The organism is Leptolyngbya sp. ST-U4 (genome assembly GCF_039962215.1).
In the GTDB taxonomy this organism is placed as follows: domain Bacteria; phylum Cyanobacteriota; class Cyanobacteriia; order Elainellales; family Elainellaceae; genus Leptolyngbya_A.
In genome coordinates this window covers 188,928-208,979 of record NZ_JAMPKZ010000004.1, presented here as the reverse complement: position 1 = coordinate 208,979, position 20,052 = coordinate 188,928, and the positions used below count along the sequence as shown (strand labels likewise).

The following is a 20,052-nucleotide window of genomic DNA, read 5'->3' as shown; positions in this document are numbered from 1 at the left end:
ATCTCAGCATTGATCTGAAGATCAGTTGCAGTTGGGGCAGTATGCAAAGCAAACTCCTGGTTGTGATCTGTCTTGATCGTAATGAGGTTGAGGGGCGATCGAACAGGCGCGATATCCGCCTTTAGAAAGCAGGTTAACTGACCGGGGAAGACCGTCCTTGAAAGTGGTGGGATCCGCGCTGTTTCTAGATTTCATGCTCCTTGAGAGTGCGTCATACTAAAAGTAGGTCATTCATGGAGCTGGATTTTGATCGCTACACCTACTCAACTCACGCTTCCCCTTGAGACCGCAGAGACTACGGGTTTAGACGCTAAAACTGTTAAGACTAGTCCGTTTGATCCCGCTACAACCCCTGAGCCAACGACTGATATTACCGCACCGATTCATCCCGAGCTGAGTGCGTTTCGTTCATCGCGGCTGTGGTTGCCTGAGCGCGTTTTGTTTACGCCGATGGCACTCGAAGAGCCATGGGGACAGGAGCTTTATCGACGGGCGCAGTCACTCGATTTGCCGATCGAGGAGTTAGGCCGCAATCGCATCACAGGCGTTAAGGGTGAGACCGAGCGCGAGACTTATGCCAGAGCAAAGCGGACGCTGGCAGTGGTGACGGCTCCGCCCAGCAGCTTTAAGCTCAGCCCGATTCCACCTTCCGCAGACTGGCAGTTTCACATTGCTGAAGGTTGTCCGGGTCACTGTCAATATTGCTATCTAGCAGGCAGTTTGCAGGGTCCACCTCTGATTCGCGTGTTTGCTAACCTGCCGCAGATTCTCGCCAACCTAGGCAAGTATGAGCAGCCGGGCAAGGCGACTAGCTTTGAGGTGAGTTGCTACACCGACCCGCTTGGTATTGAGCATTTAACGGGCAGCTTGGCAGAAGCGATTCGCTATTTTGGCACACGCGAGGACGGCTATTTGCGCTGGGTGTCCAAGTTTGACAACGTAGACGGGCTGCTGGATTTGCCGCATAACGGGCATACGCGCTGTCGGGTTAGCGTCAATGCTGCCTGGGTTTCCCAGAAGCTCGAAGGCGGTACGGCGACTGTTCCTCAGCGGCTTCAGGCACTCCGCAAGCTCGGACTTCCGCGTGAGCAGGGCGGCGGTGGCTATCCGATCGGTTTAGTGATCGCGCCGATTATGCCGATCGAAGACTGGGAGCAGCATTACAGCGATTTGTTCGATCAGATCGAGCAGGCGATCGACTTCCCCTGTGACCTCACGTTTGAGCTGATTTCGCACCGCTTTACGCCCGGCTCTAAGGAAGTGCTGCAAGCCTGGTATCCCAACAGCAAGCTAGATATGGACGAGCAGAATCGCATTATCAAGCGCAACAAGTTTGGCGGCACGAAGTATGTGTACGACGGCAATACGATGAGGCAGCTTCGCCAGTTCTTTGAAGGGGAGATCAATAAGCGGTTTCCGCAGGCGCAGGTGCTGTACTGGACATAGGTGACTTTATAACTTTGACGACAACTTTGACGACAATTTGGGGGGCATCTGCCCCTTTTTTGCAATCAAGTTTTTACAATTGAGAGGCTCCGTGAGCCGATCGAGACTGTTTTCGCCGGCGCATCGTTTGTGCTTTGCCGACAAGATCCTGGAAGAAGTCGGTTTCGACAATTTCTTTAACTTGCTTTTGTCGCTTGGCTTCGTCGATCTCAATTTTTAATTCCTGAACCTGCTGCTTGAGTCGCTGTTCGCGTAGATAAACTTGCTGTGCCATTTTTTTAAAAATGCGGGCGAGTTGTCCCAGTTCATCGGTACGGCGGGCGACCGGGGAAAGGTGATCTAGCTCAAAGGTTTCGGCTTCAATGTCTGCGGCAACGTGGGCAATGCAAAGAATCGGACGTGCCACAATCCGATCGACTGCAATAATTGCCAGACCCGCGGCTATCAAGACAAACACGCTAATCACAATCAATAGAACCTGCCTGCTGCGGTTAATTTCAACCAGGTAGCCAGCCTCAGGAATAATCGCACCCACGACCCAATCCAGATAGCCCACGGGCGATAGCGAGATGCGATAGCTCTCTCCGGTTTTGGGATCGACGTAAACGTATTCCTGCTGATTTTGAATTGTACTAAGGTTTATCTTTTGGGCTTGAATCGTCTGATTTGCTAATTGAAGCAGCGGGTTCTGCGCCTGGCTCAATTGCTGAAGCTGGGTTTGACGTTTTGCCTCTGAAAAAACTTCCTGCGGATCGGTTGAAGCAATTAATTCCTGTTCAGGATTGAGAATAAAGGCTTCTCCCGATCGATCGCCTTTCATGCGTTCGAGATATCGTGAAAGCTGAGCCAACTCGATTCCAATTCCAATCACTCCGATCGTCTTTTGATCTTGCTGTAGACGAATCGTTGTATCCATTCCTGGCGCGTTGGTCGATCGATAAATATAAACCGTCCAGGCAGGCTTTCCGTCAGTACGAATTGCACTTTTATACCAGGGGCGATCAGGCGCATAAAACGCAGGCTCCATCGGGGCGGAGTGCTGATCAATTTGCTTGAATTCCTGATTTTCTACCTGATAGGTGCGAATGGTGCTGTGGGTAGTGCGAGTCCTGCCATCCCAATCGCGAACGTGAAAGTGCAGCAAATCATCCGCAGTGCGCTGTACGCCGACAAAATCACCGTCTGCAAAGCCAAGCTGAATCCAGGTAAAGTCGGGATTGGCAGCAAGGGTACTCAGGAAAAAGGCTTCCTGCTCCTGCCAATTGTTCAGGTCAATCAGTTCCTGCGTAAAACTGCTGTCTACAAGCTGCTGCGCGGATTGGGCACTCAGAAACAGCCGCTTGACTTCCTGACTGGTGGCATTGGCAATTTCCTGATTGACCTGAGTCATCAGCGTATTCACGTTGCGTCGCGAAGTCATTGCACAGGGAATATAGACGATCGCAGCCGTTGCGCCTACGGTTGCTAGTATCGCTCCTACCAGGCTGACTTTGAGACCAGGCGTACCTGCTTTTGACCGGAGATAGTTTTGCAGCGAGCGAAGTCGGGTCACGGAAAATCTCCTCACAGCGTAGAGTCGGGTAAACAGGGCGGAAGGGTTGAAATATCGATCCTTGGTTCCGCTTCGGATTGAGCAACTAGGGCAGTTGCGGCAATCCCTGTATGGACAATTCCCAAGGTGCGGAAGGGATCAACAATGGGATCGATCGCAATAAACAGCACCAGCACTGCTTCCAAGGGAAGTTTCAGGGGATTCAGCACAATGTCGAGCATGGTCAGCGTGATCACGCTCGTTGCGCCCGAAGTTGCCATGCCCGCTAGAATCGAGAGAACCACGACGAGTGCCAACTGTCCCCCGCTCAAATCTTTGTTGTAAAGCTGGGCGACAAACAGAGCAGCCAGGGCAAAGTAAATCACCGATCCAAAGCGGCAGAGTGTAATCGAAAGCGGCGTCAAAAGCTGGGTTGTTTGGCGATCGAAGCCTAAACCGTTGCTCAGCGCGGAGATTGCTGAGGGAATGCAGGCAAGGCTGCTCGACGTTGCCAGTGCCAGAAAGGTTGACTCTTTAAGCTGTGCTAGGACGGTTAGAAATGATTGATTGGTTTGTCGCCAAATGATAATGGTACTGAGAATATAAATGATGACAAAAGTGAGAATGGCAATCAGCACAAACCGAATCATGGAAAACAGAATATCAATGCCCAACTGCGAAAACTGGGTCGTCAATAAGCTGCATAACCCAAGCGGTAATAAAACAGTTAATCCTTGAATTAGCCGATTGCAGGCATGATAAACACTTTCTAACGCTGCAAACAACGATTGCGTGGCAGGTTCTCGCACGAGTCCCAGCGAAATGCCAAAGACGAGCGCAAACACTAAAACTCTCAGCGTTTGCCCTTCGCTCAGCGCACTAAAGATATTTTCTGGAATCAGATTGACCAGCAATTGATTCAGCGGAAATTCTTCAGGCTGTATTTCTGCCCCGCTTAATGAAATTTCCAGATCGATTCCCGACTGATTGACTAAAATGCCTAATTTCTTCAGAGCTGAAGCCGAAAGATTTTTCCCCGGCTGAGCCAGGGTGGCGATCGCAACGGCAATACTGCTCACCAGCAGCAACCCGATCGGAAACACAGCGGCAATGCGCCGGATCGATCGAGCGGCATTATCCGTCATCATCAGTCGCCCTGTACTCACTGTTACCGCAGAAAGCAAAATCGGCAGAACGCACATCTTCAGCAAGCTTAAATAAAACTGTCCCAGGGGGGCGATCGACGCGGCAATCTGAGGCTGACAAGTTCCTAGATAGATACTCAGCCCAACGCTAACGGCGATCGTCCAGGGACTTTTTAGCCACCGAATCAGGAATGGAACGGAGAAAAACTTGGGATAGTTTGAGGAGGTCTTTGAGAAATATCTTGAGAAATACTTTGACATCGCTTTCCTACCGCTTTCCTTGAGAATTGGTCTGAAGCCGATTGGAATAAGCTTGCAGCAGGCTATCTGCGGTGTCATTGATATTCATCGTGTCAAGTGCCTGATTCACAAATGCCAGCAGATGTTGGCTGTCCCAGGGAAGGGCAATGGCGATCGCATCTTCGGTGTCGGTCAGGGCAATCGTCTGAAGCTGAAGGGCAGCATCGGGTTTACTGAGTACTACTTTCTTAACCTCCAGTTCATCGCGATAGGTTGCTAGCACCTCACCTCGAATCACCGCATCCACCGCGGCAGACCAGGACGGAAACTCGACCACTTCTGCTTTGGGAAATCGCTTTTGAGTAAACCCAACATAGGAAGATCCCTGGATCACGCCGATCTTGCCTTCCAAATTCCGAATCACTTCAGGAATGCTGCGTCCGTTTGCCTGCTGTACAAGCTGAAGTCGGTTCACCAGCAAACCCTGCCGCATGGTGACGTAAGGTTGACTAAAACGCACAAATTTAGCACGGCTCAGCGTTCGGCTCAGCTTCGAGATTGCCAGATCCGCATCGAGACGATACACCGTCTGCACCACCTGATCAAACGTCTTTGCCGATCGATTAAACTCTACCGAAACCCCAAGCTGCTCCGCGATCGATCGCGCAACCTGAACGTCGGAGCCTTCTGGCGTTCCTTCAGCAGTTATAAAAAAAGGCGGATTGTCTTGATTTAGCATTGCCACCACGAGCTTACCGCGCCGCAAAATCCGCTGAACGTCTGGCGGCATGGGTGATCGGCTCTCTTGCAGGGCTGCGGAGCCTGCATTCGGGGCCTGTTTTGTCCTTAAGATTCTTTCGCCCTCTCCATCCTGAATTGATGAGGAACTTTGAGGGGGACTTTGAGGAGAACTTTGAGGGGGGCTTTGAGCTGCACTGTGACTTGCAACTGCGTCTGGTATTGCAATCGGAACCGCCAACCAGAGCAGCAGCACCAGCGTCGTCCATCCGATGAGCTTGATCAGGGGTTTCCGCATTGTCGCTTGCATGGGGGAGTTGCATTTAATTCAGGCTGCCCAAATCGATTGCAGCGATCGCCGACCAAACGCCAGATCCAGCGTTAGCGATGCTGCCACTTCGAGCGGGTCAACCCACGGCAGGGGAACGGTTTCCATGCGTGTCAGTGCGACGGAAAGCTCGGTACATCCTGCAATCACTAGCTCTGCGCCCTGCTGTTGCAGCCATTCGATCGACTGCTGAAGCGCTTGTATTGCCTGCTCAGAAATCCAAATGCCTGCATTTTTGATTCCCCAATTGGGATGATAGATCGACTGCATTATTTGGAGCTGCACCCCCGACCCCAGCATGGGCACGATTGGAATTAACCCGGTCTGGGTCAGGCTACGCGTATAAAGTTCAGTTCTTAATGTGCCGTCTGTTGCCAAAACCCCCACTCGCCGCACCTGGGGATGAGCAACTCGGATGAACTGTACTGTTTGTTCCATTAAATGAATCCAGGGAACATTGAGCTGAGGCTGAACCCGATCGTAAAACGCATGGGCGGTGTTGCAAGTCACCAGAATAAAGTCAACGCCGGACCGTTCTAGCAAATGCCCATAGTGCAGCAGCCAGGGCACGCAGTCGGCGGTTTCTCCGACAATGCTTTTTGTGCGATCGGGAATATTCGATGCGTTCACCAACAACCAGACCGGATGATCTTGATCGCTGCTGTTGCCTCGCTCTAGATTTTTTTGAATCAACCGCTGTTCAAACTCAAGATGGGCAAGCGGACCCATACCGCCCATAATTCCGGGAACTGCAATTTGCTGAGGCGTAAGTTGTAAATGTCGCACGACAAAAGCTCGCAACGGGAATAAATTAGCGAAATTAATGTAGATAGACACGAATGCCAATGACGATCGCCACCAGCAACACGATCGGAATTGCAATTGCCGCCATGCCATTATGGCTTTTGACCACGCGAGATTCATGACTAATCACCGCTTTCTTGATGGTTTCGTGCATTTCTTCGCGCAGTTTGGTCATTTCTGCGTCCAGGCTATCGGTGCTGTAAAGCTGCCTGAGGCGATCGAAGACATCCCGTGCCAGAACCAGACTTTGTTCCGGGTGTTTAAACAAAACGTCTAGAATTTCTTCGTGGCTGAAGATCATAACTTTCGTCGATTCCATCACTTTTGCCGTTGAGGAACGCGACTTGCGATCGATTAGCTCAATCTCACCAAAGACTTTGCCCACACCCAGCGTTTTTGCCACCACTTCCCCTGTTTCGGGATAGCGATCGACTAGCTCAATCCGTCCGCTTTTAATTAGATAAACGTTGTCGCTGGCATCGCCTTCCTGATACACCACGTCCCCCGGTGCATAAGTTCGCTTTTCCATAAAGTCGTTACTGAAGTGTGATAGTTTCTCGCCCATTGTTCCCATACTGTATTCAGGTTTATCGCCTATCTCAAAATCCTGGTTTTATTAGAGGGACGCTTTATGTCTCAAATCATTTCAATTCACTCCTTCCGGGGTGGCACGGGGAAATCTAACCTGACGGCAAATCTGGCAGTGGCGATCGCTAGTCAGGGCAAGCGAGTTGGCATTGTAGACACTGATATTCAGTCGCCCGGAATTCACGTCATTTTCGGTCTGGACGAAGATTCCTTTAACTACTCGCTGAACGATTATTTATGGGGACAGTGCCCCATTGAAAAAACTGCCTATGATGTCACTTCTCAGCTCCAAACTGCCACCGGAACCGCTAATCTCGCAGGCAAGGTTTATCTGGTGCCCTCTAGCCTCAAAGCCGGAGAAATCGCCAAGGTGCTGCGAGAAGGCTTTGATGTTGGTCTGCTGAACGAAGGCTTTCAGGAACTCACCGAACAGCTAGACCTGGACTACCTTTTTATCGACACGCACCCCGGCTTAAACGAGGAAACGCTGCTGTCGATCGCAATTTCCGATGCGATGGTGATTATTCTGCGTCCCGATCGCCAAGATTTTCTGGGTACGGCAGTGACTTTAGAAGTGGCGCAGCGGCTCGACGTGCCCAATATTATGCTGCTGGTCAACAAAACGCCTCAAGCCTTCTCTCGTGCTTCGGTGCTGGAACAAGTGCAAACGCGCTACGGCGTTCCGGTGGGCGGTTTGTTCTACGAAAACGAGGAAATGCTGCAACTGGCAAGCGGCGGCGTGTTTTGGCTGCATCATCCCCACCATACGTTTAGCGAAGAAGTGCATACCGTCGCGCAAAAATTACTGGCACTGGAGTATGTCGGATAATCCCGAATGGCAATTAGAACCCCAGGCGGAGCAGCCTGCAAGAAAACAGTCCCGCCGCAGCGCAGGCTTATCCACGCGAACAATGGCAGATTTGCTGTTTCTAGCGGAAAGGGAACGATCGCTGATGAATTGGCTAGTTCGTCACCAGCAGGCAACGGTCTCTGAGATTGCTGTTCATTTCGATCAATCGGAGTCCGCAATTGAAGCTTTGCTGAGCGAGCTAATTGCTCAAGGATTTATCCAGAAAGTTGAACAAGCCAATACTTGCCACTATCAGCCGAATCTCATCTCTCGTAAAGGACGCAGCAGTGTTCCCAAAAATATCTGGGACGCACTGGAATAAGTTGGTGAGACGGGTACTTTCGCATTGCCCCCGCTGTTTCTCTTGATAACCCTCAACACTGGGGGACTTTGAGACGGGTAGAACTGCCTATTACAAAAGGGATGCCTGAAAGGGGGCAGTTCGGATATATCTTCTTCTCAAGACTCTCTAAGGATTGCTTTCACTGTTTCAAAAGCATGACAGCACCCCCTTTATCCTTATCCAGAACCGATCGACAAACTTTCTAGTTTTTCGTTTCAACAATTTCTTCAACCCATTTCTATGATTATCAATCAATCGATCGCGTCTGGTTCTCAGCTCACAACTCAATTTTGGCAGTGGCGCGGGTTTTCGATCGCCTATCAAACCGCAGGAACGGCGGGAACGGCAGTTTTGCTGATTCACGGGCTGGGGGCATCCTGTCGGCACTGGCGCAGGAATATTGAAGCGTTAGCACAGCAGCATCGGGTGTATGCGATCGATCTGATTGGCTTTGGCGAATCGGCGAAACCCAAGCCGGGAGAAGCAATTCACTACCGATTTAAGACCTGGGGCGAACAAATTAACGATTTTTGCCGAGACGTGATTGACGAACCTGTCCATATTGCGGCAAATTCAATCGGCTGTTTGGTGGGATTACAGGCAGCAGTGAATCAGCCTGAGCAAATAAAGTCGCTAGCCCTGTTAGATTGTGCATTGCGGCTCCAGCATGAGCGAAAGCTGAACTGGTATCGACGAATTGTTTTTCCGCGGGTGCAAAAGCTGTTGACGCATCCGGCGATCGGGCACTTCTTTTTCTCAAAGCTGGCTCAGCCGCAAGTGATTCGCAAAGCACTACTGAAGGCATATAGCCGCAAAGAAGCCGTTACCGATGAGCTGGTCGAAATTTTGCTCAAGCCTGCCCAGGACGAGGGCGCAGCCGATGTGTTTCTGTCGTTCATCACTTATTCCAAAGGCGTTTTACCAGAGGATCTCCTGCCACAAGTTCAGGTTCCAGTCCTGATTGCTTGGGGAATCGATGACCCGTGGGAGCCGTTTGAGAAGGGGAAAGCCCTGGCGGAATTTCCGGCGGTCAAGCAATTTGTGCCGTTACCTGGAATTGGTCACTGTCCCCAGGACGAAGCTCCTGAGATCGTCAATCCGTTATTGATTGAGTGGTTTGCAGCTCAGGCTGACCAGGCTTCCCGGAAATCGGCGTAGAGCGTGAGTCCACCATCGATAAATAGCGTTTGCCCGGTGATGTAGGTCGCTTCATCCGAAACCAGGAAGGCAACGGCGGCTGCCATTTCTTCAGACGTTCCAGCACGACCCATTGGAATGTGGCTTTCGACGATCGCCTTTTGTTCTGGATCATGGGTCCAGGCGTCGTTAATGGGCGTAATGGTGGCTCCGGGGGCAATCGCATTGATCCGAATACCGCGATTGGCGTATTCCAGAGCTAGGGTTTTAGTCATATTTCCCATGCCGCCTTTGCTGATCGAGTAGCTGATGTAGGAAGGGCGGGGAATGACTTCGTGAACGCTAGAGACATTAATAATGACACCGGGGCGGTTCTGAGCCAGGAAATGTTTAATTGTTTCTCGCGCACAGAGATAGGCTCCACGCAAGTTAACGTTGATTACACGATCGAACTCGTCGGTTGATACTTCGTGGGAGGCTTGCTCGGTCTGAATTCCAGCATTGTTGATCAAAATATCTAGACCGCCAAACTTGTCAACAGTCGCACTGATCACGTTTACGATGTCTTCTTCTTGGGATACATCGCCCTGAACTAATAGGGACTGCACGCCGCATTCTTCTGCCTGTCCACAGGCTTTTTGCATTGCCTGCTCTTCGGTATCTTCTGCGCCTTCAGGATTTTTACGGTAGTTGATCGCAATGTTGCAGCCTTCTTGCGCCAAACGAACGGCGATCGCCTGTCCAATTCCCGAACTTGCGCCCGTAATCAGTGCGGTTTTTCCCTTTAATCCTTTCATCGTTTTCTCAGAAGCTTGCAATATGCCAGAACGCTTCCCAGTTTCACCCACAGCTCTGCTTTCGCTCCACCTCTCCAAAGGAAGAAATCGGCGATCGGCTTTTTAACCCGCAGCTTTTAATCGATCGAGATTCCGTTAGAAGAATGGGTGGCATCACTTTGGGCAAAGGACTTCGAGTCCTTCGAGTCCACTAAGTGGCGATGCGGCAAATCCGAGGGCTGATCCTGAAGCCTGATGGTATAAATCTCGGTCAGCATCGGAATTCCGGCTGCCTGCAAGGCTTCTTTAATCGCGATCGCGGCTCGTGAGGTGCTTTCTAAAAACAACTGACGACGGGAACTGACCCAGATTCGCACCTGAAGCTTCACGGCGTTGGCTCCCAGCTCCCAAACTAGAACTTCGGGCAATGGGTCTGCCTCGACGCCTTCGGTGTGCCGCAGCACGTCTTCAATAATTCGCTGAGCAGTTTGAATGTCGGCTTCATAGTCAATGCCGATCGTGATCTCGCTACGGCGAATTTTGACCATCGTGTTATTCACAATGCTGGCGTTAAAAACTTCCTGGTTGGGAATATAAACTGTGCGTCCGTCGTAGGTTTTGATTCGGGTTGCCCGGAGCTGGATCTGGGTAACGGTTCCTTCGTATTCTTTAATCACAATCTGATCACCCAGCCGAAACGGACGCGATGCCAGCAAGATAATTCCCGAAAAATAGTTGCTCAACACATCCCGCAAGCTAAAGCCAATTGCCACACTCGTGAGTCCCAGCGTGCCAAACAGGGCCGCAAAATCCAGTCCTAAAACGCCCAGTGCCACGATCGTCCCCAGCACCCAGACGGCTCCGTATCCCAGACGGCTCACCAGCACTTTTGAGTTGTGATCAATCTCCCAACGTCCTGCCCCTGCCAGCACGACTCGCCGCATACTCGCTGCAAACGCCCAAGTGAGTGCTATTACCAGCAACGCACCAATCAGAGCAGGCAACTGATCGATCGCATCTCGCAAAAACTGCCGCATCGTGGAATATAACCGTTGTCCCACGTCGATCGCTAAAGGCGGCTGATCAAATGCTTCGGTCAACTCGTCTGCCCACTGCTGTGCCAAGATTTCGACAGGCAGATTAAAGTCCTGAGCATCCTGCTGGGTGATGGTCATCAAAACGCGATTGTTAACTTGCAGCGTGGCAACCGATCGGGTGGAATTTACCCGCACCCTGACCGAGCGCTCTATTTCGGACTGTGCCAAAATGCTGCCAATGCGGCGGTTAATGATTCGTGCCCGCTCTGCCGCGGTTAAATTCGTCAGTCCGCCAATCTGAAAAATGGGCTGTCCTCGCACCACCACATCAGCAAAGAATAGCCCTTCGGATGAAGCTTCCGGCACGGGCGTTGAAGCGGCTGGCGAACTCGCTGGAGCAGTCTGTGCCCATCCGGGCAGACCACTCAAAACTGCAAATGCCGTAATCAGGGCGATCGCCCAAAACCGTTGAAATTTAATCAGCCGTGGCATGGCGAGTATCGCAAACATCACATCGACGGCACGATCGATACAAAACGGCTACAAGCAAGCAAAGACCTGCTTCAGTCAGATAAACCGTCAGATCAACCATGCCGTCGCGTGCCATGCTGGCAGATTCATTCAGGGCTTGTCACCTGCCGCAGGGTATGCATGAATTAAATGGCACTGCCCCGCAGATTCTTTAACGGAAGTTGTAGCCAATTCCCAAAATCACGCCCACTTCCACATCATCAGGAAAGCTGACGTTGGCACTTGCGTTTGCGGTGAACTCGTTGGTAATTGGCACATCCACACCTACCGTCACTAGGGGCTGAATTTCGCTATCGTCGTCTGCGCCAATTGCAATACCGCCCCCAATAAACGGAGCCAGCCCGATGCGTTCGTCATCTACCGTGGTCGAAACGGCGATCGGAAAATCAACCGTTGCTGGAAAGAGGAACGTGACACCATCCCCCACCAAAGCAGCCGGACGAAGCGAAATATTTTCCGTAATGCCCACTTTGCTCAAAATGGCAAAATTGCCTGTGCCCAGTCCGCTATCGCCGCCGAAGCCAATATTGCCGCCAATGCCAATGTAGCTTGAACCCGATCGCGTGGCTCGACCCGGATCGACTTCTTGAGCAGTAATGATCGAATTGGAGCCTTGTGCATCAATATTCGCATTAATCTCGGTATTAATACCAGATTGGTCGTCCTGCGGAGTAATCATTTGAGCTGTCTCAGTTCCGCGCTGCGTTTCCCCCTGCAAACTGTCTGCTGAAACTTCGGCGGAATCAAGCGGAGGAACTGCTTCTGCGTTGATTACAGGAGTCGGTTCGCTATGAAGCGGTTCTTCTTGAACGGTTAACGAATTGGCTGCGTCAGGTTGCGCGTTTAGTGGGGCATCCGATCGGATGCCCGCAGTGTCAGGAGTTTGATTCGCTTGTGGCATTGCCTGAAAAGTTTCGGCTTGAGCCGATCGACTGCCCATCGCCACCAAAATTCCTGCCAGGCTAGAGATAAAAAATAGTTGCTTAAAACGTAAGGTATTCATTCCACTCACCCACAATAATTTTCAAAGCCATACTTTCAGGGTAAACACCCAAACCCAACTCGGAGGACGATAAACGCGACCAATCAGGCAATTTTGGCGAAAATATATCTAAAGTCAGACTGGTAACAGTTCAACCCTGGCAATACGCTGAACAATACGCTGAGGGATACCCTGGGCAGTGGGCTGGACAGAAGCCAGGGTCAACGACGCACAGTGCCTAAACCGCAGAGAGCTGATACACTTCCTCCGCCACTCGCTTAAGGCGGCGAAGCTGTGCCTGCATATCTTGCTTTGTCCAGTCATAGGCAAACTGATTAAAGCCGTAGCGAACGATCGCATTCGGGATCGAAAACTCAAAGCGATTAATTAATCGTGTGCCCCGCTCATTAGGCTGGCATTCCCAGCGATCGCGCCCTTTGAAAAAGCCTTGAAACTCCCACACAATCAGCCCCGGCTCCCGCTTGCCCACTGTAACTCTCAGCTTGGGCTTCAACAGAGGAACCTGAATCACAAAGCGGCTGCGGCTACCTAACTCGGTACTCCACTCGCTAATCGGCTCACAGCGCAAAGCAGGATTGAGCCATCGGTGCATTAGCTCTAAGTCCGTCAGGCATTGCTCGACAGCGGTTGCGCTAGCCTTGATTTGAATCGATTGCTCAAAGACTTGCAGCGGCATTCTGGCAGGAGTCGGGGAGAGTTACTAAGGAGAGTTCCCAAAGATCACTGTAATACATTAGATAATCTAACGTCTGATGGGCTAGCGTCTGGCAGTTTACTGGAGACGGAATAAAGTAAACCTTCAACTTAGAGGCATAGGCAACTTAGAGGCATAGGCAACTTAGAGGTACAGGCGACTTAAAGGTACAGGATTGCCCAAAATCGAGGAGCACGCAATCCGACAAACAGCATGACTGTTTAATTATTTTCCAGAATACGACTTCTGAAATACAACATGAAATTATGACGGCGCAGGCCTCGGATAACTTCGCCGCAGGCTATTAATTGAACTTACTGAACTTAACGAATCTACATCAGTATTAAGGCAATTCTCCATCGCAATTCTATTTTTTGATCTGCCAGTTCCGATCGCCCGCCATTACCGTTTTGTCTAAATCCCGCTCGTTATTTCTTCATAAAGAGAGAGGCGACTCTAAGGCTTCCGACATAATCTTATCGGTATTTAGTGTGACTGCAAAATTTTAGCGAGCAGATAAACCCGCACTGTTGATCGAGGCGATCAATTGGCGATCGACTCCTGAAAACCGTTCCGTTGTTTTACAGTTTCTCCTGATTTTTTCCTAGGAAAACGAATACGCTTGTTTTTCAGTCCTTAGTGATGTTTCTGGTATCAAAACCCTATGAGTGAGATTTGGTGCGTCGCGTCCCTTCATTTGCCTGAGCCGCTGGGCTGGCTTCCCTGGCTTGCCCAAGCCAATCCGCTTACAGAAAGTACAGCGGTAGCAACCAACTGGCTTCAGGGAATTACAGCCTATCTGCCTCGTTTGATTGCGGCGATCGCCGTTTTGATCATTGGCTGGCTGATCGCGCTGCTGGTCGCTTCGGTTGTTCGAGGCATTTTGAGTAAAACGAATCTAGACGATCGCATTGCCCACGCCATTACTGGACACCCAACGACGCAGGGCGATTCACTGCGGGTGGAGCGATGGATCTCAGCCGGGGTATTCTGGCTGATCATGTTGTTTGCGATCGTGGCATTCCTGAACGCGCTTCAGCTTCCGGCAGTCTCCGCGCCGCTGACTAGTCTGCTGAACCAAATTTTTGCCTATTTGCCGCGCCTGGGTGGAGCCGTTGTGCTTTTGCTGGTGGCGTGGTTGTTGGCAACGATCACCAAGCTGGTTGTTACCCGTGGATTATCGCGGTTTAATCTAGACGATCGGCTAGCGGCGCAAACAGGCGGAACTGATGCAGGCAGCCCGTTTTTGCTGAACGAAACCCTCGGCAACGCGCTGTACTGGTTTGTGCTGCTGTTTTTCCTGCCCCTGGTTCTGGATGTTTTAAATCTTCAGGGTCCGCTTCAGCCTGTGCAGAATTTGCTCGATCAGATTCTCTCTGCGCTGCCCAGAATTTTGACAGCGATATTGATTGCGGCGGTCGGCTGGCTGATTGCGCGAGTTGTGCGCGGCATTGTCACGAACCTGCTTAGCGCAGTGGGAACCAACCAGATCGGCGCAAGAATCGGCTTGACCCAGGCAGCGGGCGGGCTATCCCTGGCGGCATTGATCGGCACGATCGTGTATGTGCTGATTTTGATCCCGACGGCGATCGCTGCCCTCAATGCGCTGCAAATCGAAGCTATTTCTGCCCCGGCAGTGCAAATGCTCGAGCAAATCCTGACTGCTCTGCCGCTGATTTTCACGGCGGGTCTGATTCTGGCAATCTTCTATGTGATTGGGCGATTTGTGGCAGATCTGGTCGCCAGTATTCTGACCAGCATCGGCTTCAACAATATCTTTAGAGTTCTCGGATTCCCCCCGTCTGCAGCAACTACCGGACGCACCCCGCCGCCTGCTCCGCCATCCACCACCATTGGAACTGCTCCGGGAACGGTTCCGCCCGGAAAGCCTGCGCCAGGCGCGAAAACCGTGGTGCAGTCTGGGGCTCGATCGCCTTCTGAAATTGGTGGGATTGTGGTGCTGGTCGGCATAATGCTGCTGGGCGCAGTTGCGGCAACCGAAGTGCTGGGCTTTGAGTCTCTCACAGCAGTTGTCTATGGTTTGTTGGCAATCTCGGCACGGGTGCTGATTGGACTCGCCGTGTTTGGTGTGGGCCTGTACCTGGCAAATCTGGCGTTTAACCTGATTAGCAGTTCCGGCGGACGCCAAGCCCGAGTTCTGGCACAAACTGCCCGGATCGCCATTATTGCGCTGGTCGCTGCGATGGCACTTCAGCAAATGGGTATTGCCAGTAGCATTGTGAATCTGGCATTTGGTCTTATTGTGGGAGCCATTGCCGTGGCGATCGCCCTTGCCTTTGGTTTAGGGGGTCGAGATGTGGCGGCCGACCAACTGCGCGAATGGGTGTCGTCGTTCCGGCAGAATAGCCCGCGATAGAAATTCGATCGTGTTTTATAGATAAACCTTAGGGCGGCTCTGCCGCCTTTTTTTTGAATTTATAGAAATTGAATTTATATGGAAATGTGGAAATTGGATTTATATAAAAATTGGATTTATGGAAATTGTATGAGTTGGCAATGCGTATCGTGGAGCAGACAGGAACTTTTGCACTGAACGCAAGCAAGGCTTGAGGGAGGAATGACCGCTACTGCAGCGGGAGCCAGCCTAATTTGGCAAGCTGCCGCAGGAAACTAAGCATCTAGGGGCTATTTGCCGTTTTGCTGTTTTCATCCCTCAATCTTGGTTAGGGTGAGCAGTGCCCACCCTGGAAAGCCGATGATCAGACGGTTCTACAGTCCGGTTTCTTCGTTGTGTTCAGCCGTGGTCGGGTCAACGCCCATTGGTGCAACAATGTCACGGAACAGGGTAATTTGCTGACCAAAATCAAGCCCCTTGATTTGCTCAAAGAGTTGATTTGCTTGCTCAGAAAGCTCATAGTTTGCAGGCATGGGAATAATCGTTCCCTGATCCATTCCCTGAGACAAGTAATACCAGAACAGAAGTTTTGTCGTGTCGCTCAGTGCCCCATATTCTCGCGCAATAAAGCTGTTTTTCCGCATAACTAAGTCGCGCTGAAGCTGAAGCTGCTCTTCATGAGAGAGTTCTTTAACCTGATTGAACAATCCTTCTGCAATCTCTGGAGAAACGGTGCTGGCAGCGGGGGCAGCCGGAGTCACAGAGTCGCCCATTTCCTTGTAAATGAAATAAAAGAGTGCAAGCTGCTGATCAACATCCAGGCTCTGAAAAGCTTGTACTAGCTCAGTGGAAGAATTCGACGTGGTATATGTCATAAATTGTTAGTTAACTCATCGACTGAAACTTTATCAGTCGCTTTTCGCTCACCTAACCCGCTCAAGGTATAAATCAGTATCCCAACAGGGATAGAGGCTATGCTACAGGGAGAAGTTTTCCCATAGAAATCGAGAGAAACTAAAAAGCCAAGAGTTTCGTAGACAACTCCGTCTAACGGCAGACGATCGCTCTTCTTTCAATCATCTACTATGCAAATGGAAAGGAAGAGAGACCAGAAACTGCGGCAGTTCCTTCGGGGGCTGCTTTTTCATATTCTATTTTCGTTCTCCGAAATACTCGTTGAGAAACTTGCTCTTAAACGAGCAGCTAAAAGCATCAGAAGTGACTCATTTTTATTTCTTTATTCTTAGTTAAGAAATAATTGGTAAGCTGAGCCTTTTCTTGCTGCATAGGGATAAGAAGCAACGTGTTGAGCAAGAAATGTGTATCAATAGCGGGTCTACCTACTAAAGTGGTGCAAGAATCCGCTAAAATTCTCTTTGATATTTTTAATAGCTAGTACCTACGCTTTTATGAATCCACCGCTGGTTCATTCCGATGTTGGGGTTCCCAAAATTCTCATCGTGGATGACATTTCTGATAATTCTTTCTTACTCCAAACGTTTTTGGAAACCGAAGGATATCAGGTTGATGTCGCGGATAACGGTCATGCCGCTCTGGAAAAAATAGAAGCAGAACCTCCTGCCCTCATCCTGCTCGATATGATGATGCCTGGGATGAATGGCTTTGAAGTCAGCCGTCGGATTCGCCAGAATAAAGCGTTGCCCTATATTCCAATTCTGCTGATTACCGGATTTGATCAGCCTTCAGAAGCCGAGGAGCAAGAATTAGGAATTAACGGGTTTATCCGAAAACCTGTCGATTTTACAGAACTCATCAATCAAGTTCGATCGCTATTACCGAAGGCATGAGCCAATGCCTGCCAATCGCTTGAAGAAATGTTAAGATGCGTATAGGTTGGATTAAGGGCAGTGATACCTACCGAGTTCACTTAACCGAATGACTCACTATCCTGGGCTAAAACTCTGTTTTGGGAAGTGTGCTATGTAAAAAAGCTATGTAAAAAAATGCAGCCTAAGAAGACTGCAATGACCATAGCAACTTTAATAATTGTGTTAATGCATTACGTTAATGTATTTCGCTAATGCATGAGTTTATAATGCGTTGCGTTAATACAACGATGAAAGCAGGGGCGAATGCAGCGGTTGATGCGATCGCTGATAGGTTTGGCAATCAATCGACCTACAAAGGAACTAGATCGGACTCCAGCAGCATAATTGTGGTCTCATAGCCAATTCTTCCCATATCCGGCTCTGGTCCCATCTCCATCTCGACCAAATACTGCCAGGAGCCTGAAGCGGGCCGGTAGGACTTTACTTTTCCTTTTCCTCCAATAAACCGAACCGTTTGCTCACAGTTGAAGCGCGGAAACTCTTTCATTGCCTATATTTCTCCCACTCACATTTTTATTTCTACTGGGAACAACGCTGATTTTCCTCTACCACAAGACTTGAGTTTTAGGAAGCCGTTAGAACTCAAGGGGTATTTACGTAGATAGACTGCTTGAAAACTTGAAAGGTTCATATTTACAGGCGTTTTCGGGGCTATATCTCCTTTTGCTCTGGTTCTCTATCGACTGACGCAGGAACGTAAAGAAATATTTAACACTCTAGAAAGAGGATTTTCTGAGTGTCCCGCAGCATCCTGGAACTATCAAGGTTCGCAACCAAAAGTTAGCTGTCATTTCAGCTCTTCGATGCGTTCTTCTCTATCCGCCCAGTGCGTAATCACCTGCGCCCAGCGCGCATTCTTCGACAACGAAGCTGGGAAAAAATCAAGGAGTTTGCTTTATGACTGGACAAATGTGCTGGCTTTCGAGCTTCGGTCACGACGGAACTAAGATTCTGCACATTAGAACTTCCCCGAGTCAACCCTGGCAGTCGTACAAAACCTTCCGAGGCGCAGTGCCAGATTATGAGATTCCGGGTGGCTCAAAAGGCTGGGCAACTTACCAGAAGCTCTTGCGTGAAGGATGGCAACTTATCTCTAGTGCCGAAGGGCAAGCAACCGCAGTTTCATATAGCTTGAAAACGGCTTAATTCGCGAACGATCGAAACGATTCATTCTTTATTCGTTCAGGACTTGGACAAATGTTTAACCTCGTGCAGTTCTTCTCTCATTTGACATCCTCCCGCTTAAACGTCTTGAATCCCATCCGCAAATGGCTCGATTCGGTGGAGATTCAAAACCCGAAGGTTGCACAGGTTATCTGTCATGTTATTCCGGCGAGCTGTCCTTTTGCCCGCACTGTTAAGGTTGCCGATCGCGTTCTATTTGTGATCCCGCCCCTTTGTAAGCTCAATCCTCTGTATGAGCAGTTTGTCGGACTTCGGTTTCGATCAATGGTTTGTTTAGAGTCGGCTGCGAGCCCTGCAGAGTTGCATTAAGGTTTGTTTAATCCTTCTGTCACTTTGATGGTTTCCGCTCTAATCCAATCGCTTTTCTCGTTTGTGTTCCCAGCTTGATTTCAGATCTTGTTTTCAGGCCCTATCGATTGGATTCCCGTTTCACCTGACTTACCGTTCTGCCGGAATTAACCATGTCTACTTCGATCGAACCTAAAACTCAACAAGCTGCAATTCAGCGTCAGTCTTCTGTTGATATTCCCATGTCCATTGCCCAAATTAAAAACGGCATTTGGATGATTGGAATTCCTTCCTGGCTCTTTGGCATTGCCGATCGTGGGATTGCTGCTTTCGCCCACGGTGCGCCCTCGCCCGGTGAAGTCTTGCAGCTGATCATGGCTTCATTCTTCTTTTTGACCTGGCTTTATCTCAAGCCCAACCAGCAAGAAGAAGATGGAGGAACCAGGGCACTCCAGGCTGCATCCCAGCTCAGCCACTCGTTTGAAAGCTTTGCCCATCGCACTCAAGCAAGAATGCACGAGATGCGCGAGAATCATGTGATCAGCCAGGGATACATTCTGCCATTCCCCTACGTTTGCCAGATTTACCACCTGCTGAACCTGAAACACTTGGAAAGCATTCACAACTTTAGTTTGGGTAACTTGAGAGTGATTCAGGTAAGCGATGTAGAGCCTACGGCGATCGGCGGCAAAGTGAAGTTTCAAACCACGCTCGATTCGCCCATGAACGCGCTCCGCATCTGGCGGCAGCCAATTGTGGAAGTAGATTTGACGCTGCTGACTCCCTACACCGTTGAGCTGAGCATCCCAGCCTATAACGGCAAGCGCATCACGGTTCTATTTAACGTTGTGCCAATCGACGAAAATCGCCATAAGTTTCTGATCGACATTTACAGCGACCTTAAGTGGCCCCGTCCGATTCTGCAAGCAATTTTGCACTTCTCAGCTTGTCTCACACTGTTTGAAGATCTGCCTTACCTGCAAAAGCTGGCTGAGCGCAATCTCAACCGTCTGCTGAATCCTAGTAATCGAACTTCTGAACGGGATACGATGTGGCTCTACAAGCGGTTCGTTGAGCTCTACGGCTCTGACATGAAGCCTATAGCCCAGCTTCCGGCAGCAGAGGAAACCGTCTCTTAATCGGAATCTGAAAATTTGCCGTATCAGAATCTGAAAAGCTGCG

General features: G+C 50.2%; 21 protein-coding genes. 9 read left to right on the top strand and 12 right to left on the bottom strand.

Annotation, left to right across the window (positions count from 1 at the left end):
• The first annotated feature begins 423 nt into the window (after positions 1–423).
• The gene (locus tag NDA02_RS10125) at positions 424–1,446 is read left to right on the top strand and encodes a spore photoproduct lyase family protein (protein WP_199296370.1); all 1,023 of its coding nucleotides are present in this window, start codon (positions 424–426) and stop codon (positions 1,444–1,446) included.
• A 73-nt stretch (positions 1,447–1,519) separates the two neighbouring features.
• Here NDA02_RS10125 and NDA02_RS10120 read toward each other — a convergent pair whose 3' ends face one another.
• Genes NDA02_RS10120 through NDA02_RS10100 form a run of 5 tightly spaced genes read right to left on the bottom strand, consistent with a single transcriptional unit; the run spans position 1,520 to position 6,761 of the window.
• Positions 1,520–2,998, bottom strand: coding sequence for a cache domain-containing protein (locus NDA02_RS10120; protein WP_190790405.1), 1,479 nt, complete (start codon positions 2,996–2,998; stop codon positions 1,520–1,522).
• Positions 2,999–3,009: 11 nt separating this feature from the next.
• Positions 3,010–4,383, bottom strand: a complete 1,374-nt coding sequence (locus tag NDA02_RS10115; RefSeq protein ID WP_190790404.1) for a cation:dicarboxylase symporter family transporter — start codon at positions 4,381–4,383, stop codon at positions 3,010–3,012.
• Between the two features lie 7 nt (positions 4,384–4,390).
• Positions 4,391–5,398, bottom strand: coding sequence for an ABC transporter substrate-binding protein (locus tag NDA02_RS10110; RefSeq protein ID WP_190790403.1), 1,008 nt, complete (start codon positions 5,396–5,398; stop codon positions 4,391–4,393).
• Positions 5,399–5,428: 30 nt separating this feature from the next.
• Positions 5,429–6,214, bottom strand: coding sequence for an amino acid racemase (locus NDA02_RS10105; protein WP_347277821.1), 786 nt, complete (start codon positions 6,212–6,214; stop codon positions 5,429–5,431).
• A 34-nt stretch (positions 6,215–6,248) separates the two neighbouring features.
• Positions 6,249–6,761, bottom strand: coding sequence for a cyclic nucleotide-binding domain-containing protein (locus NDA02_RS10100; protein ID WP_190790413.1), 513 nt, complete (start codon positions 6,759–6,761; stop codon positions 6,249–6,251).
• A gap of 102 nt (positions 6,762–6,863) precedes the next feature.
• On the opposite strand from NDA02_RS10100, the gene NDA02_RS10095 reads away from it, so the two are divergent.
• From NDA02_RS10095 to NDA02_RS10085, 3 genes are all read left to right on the top strand, one after another.
• Entirely contained in the window at positions 6,864–7,649 is a 786-nt protein-coding gene (locus NDA02_RS10095) for a MinD/ParA family protein (protein WP_190790401.1), read from the top strand.
• Positions 7,639–7,992 (top strand): FeoC-like transcriptional regulator, encoded by a 354-nt coding sequence (locus NDA02_RS10090; RefSeq protein ID WP_190790400.1) that lies wholly within the window; start codon positions 7,639–7,641, stop codon positions 7,990–7,992. Before NDA02_RS10095 ends, NDA02_RS10090 begins: the two co-directional genes overlap by 11 nt.
• 261 nt (positions 7,993–8,253) lie before the next feature.
• Complete coding sequence (locus NDA02_RS10085; RefSeq protein ID WP_348254886.1) at positions 8,254–9,171, top strand: alpha/beta fold hydrolase; 918 nt, start codon at positions 8,254–8,256, stop codon at positions 9,169–9,171.
• Here the strand turns inward: NDA02_RS10085 and NDA02_RS10080 are convergent.
• From NDA02_RS10080 to NDA02_RS10060, 5 genes are all read right to left on the bottom strand, one after another.
• The gene (locus NDA02_RS10080) at positions 9,138–9,947 is read right to left on the bottom strand and encodes a glucose 1-dehydrogenase (RefSeq protein ID WP_190790398.1); all 810 of its coding nucleotides are present in this window, start codon (positions 9,945–9,947) and stop codon (positions 9,138–9,140) included. The genes NDA02_RS10085 and NDA02_RS10080 overlap by 34 nt on opposite strands.
• A 116-nt stretch (positions 9,948–10,063) precedes the next feature.
• A complete protein-coding gene (locus tag NDA02_RS10075) occupies positions 10,064–11,455 on the bottom strand; it encodes a mechanosensitive ion channel family protein (protein ID WP_190790397.1) in 1,392 nt (463 codons plus the stop codon).
• A complete protein-coding gene (locus NDA02_RS10070) occupies positions 11,439–11,570 on the bottom strand; it encodes a hypothetical protein (RefSeq protein ID WP_277879036.1) in 132 nt (43 codons plus the stop codon). Before NDA02_RS10070 ends, NDA02_RS10075 begins: the two co-directional genes overlap by 17 nt.
• A 75-nt stretch (positions 11,571–11,645) precedes the next feature.
• Positions 11,646–12,497, bottom strand: a complete 852-nt coding sequence (locus tag NDA02_RS10065; protein ID WP_190790396.1) for a hypothetical protein — start codon at positions 12,495–12,497, stop codon at positions 11,646–11,648.
• Positions 12,498–12,714: 217 nt separating this feature from the next.
• Positions 12,715–13,173 carry an SRPBCC family protein gene (locus tag NDA02_RS10060; protein WP_190790395.1) on the bottom strand — a complete coding sequence of 153 codons (459 nt, stop codon included), beginning with the start codon at positions 13,171–13,173 and terminating at the stop codon, positions 12,715–12,717.
• A 682-nt stretch (positions 13,174–13,855) separates the two neighbouring features.
• Between NDA02_RS10060 and NDA02_RS10055 the strand changes: the two genes are divergently transcribed.
• Positions 13,856–15,568 carry a mechanosensitive ion channel gene (locus tag NDA02_RS10055; RefSeq protein WP_348254884.1) on the top strand — a complete coding sequence of 571 codons (1,713 nt, stop codon included), beginning with the start codon at positions 13,856–13,858 and terminating at the stop codon, positions 15,566–15,568.
• Between the two features lie 353 nt (positions 15,569–15,921).
• Here the strand turns inward: NDA02_RS10055 and NDA02_RS10050 are convergent, their stop codons facing one another.
• Complete coding sequence (locus NDA02_RS10050) at positions 15,922–16,422, bottom strand: orange carotenoid protein N-terminal domain-containing protein (protein ID WP_190794181.1); 501 nt, start codon at positions 16,420–16,422, stop codon at positions 15,922–15,924.
• 534 nt (positions 16,423–16,956) lie between these two features.
• Here NDA02_RS10050 and NDA02_RS10045 point away from each other — a divergent pair.
• A complete protein-coding gene (locus tag NDA02_RS10045) occupies positions 16,957–17,355 on the top strand; it encodes a response regulator (protein WP_190794180.1) in 399 nt (132 codons plus the stop codon).
• 331 nt (positions 17,356–17,686) lie between these two features.
• Here the strand turns inward: NDA02_RS10045 and NDA02_RS10040 are convergent, their stop codons facing one another.
• On the bottom strand, positions 17,687–17,884 hold the full coding sequence (locus tag NDA02_RS10040; protein ID WP_190794179.1) for a hypothetical protein: 198 nt from the start codon (positions 17,882–17,884) through the stop codon (positions 17,687–17,689).
• A 410-nt stretch (positions 17,885–18,294) separates the two neighbouring features.
• Between NDA02_RS10040 and NDA02_RS10035 the strand changes: the two genes are divergently transcribed.
• The 3 genes from NDA02_RS10035 to NDA02_RS10025 all read left to right on the top strand — a co-directional run bounded on the left by NDA02_RS10035 (position 18,295) and on the right by NDA02_RS10025 (position 20,009).
• Positions 18,295–18,543 (top strand): hypothetical protein, encoded by a 249-nt coding sequence (locus NDA02_RS10035; protein WP_190794178.1) that lies wholly within the window; start codon positions 18,295–18,297, stop codon positions 18,541–18,543.
• A 51-nt stretch (positions 18,544–18,594) separates the two neighbouring features.
• The gene (locus NDA02_RS10030) at positions 18,595–18,891 is read left to right on the top strand and encodes a Mo-dependent nitrogenase C-terminal domain-containing protein (protein ID WP_348254882.1); all 297 of its coding nucleotides are present in this window, start codon (positions 18,595–18,597) and stop codon (positions 18,889–18,891) included.
• 152 nt (positions 18,892–19,043) lie between these two features.
• Positions 19,044–20,009 (top strand): hypothetical protein, encoded by a 966-nt coding sequence (locus NDA02_RS10025; protein ID WP_348248954.1) that lies wholly within the window; start codon positions 19,044–19,046, stop codon positions 20,007–20,009.
• Positions 20,010–20,052 lie beyond the last annotated feature (43 nt).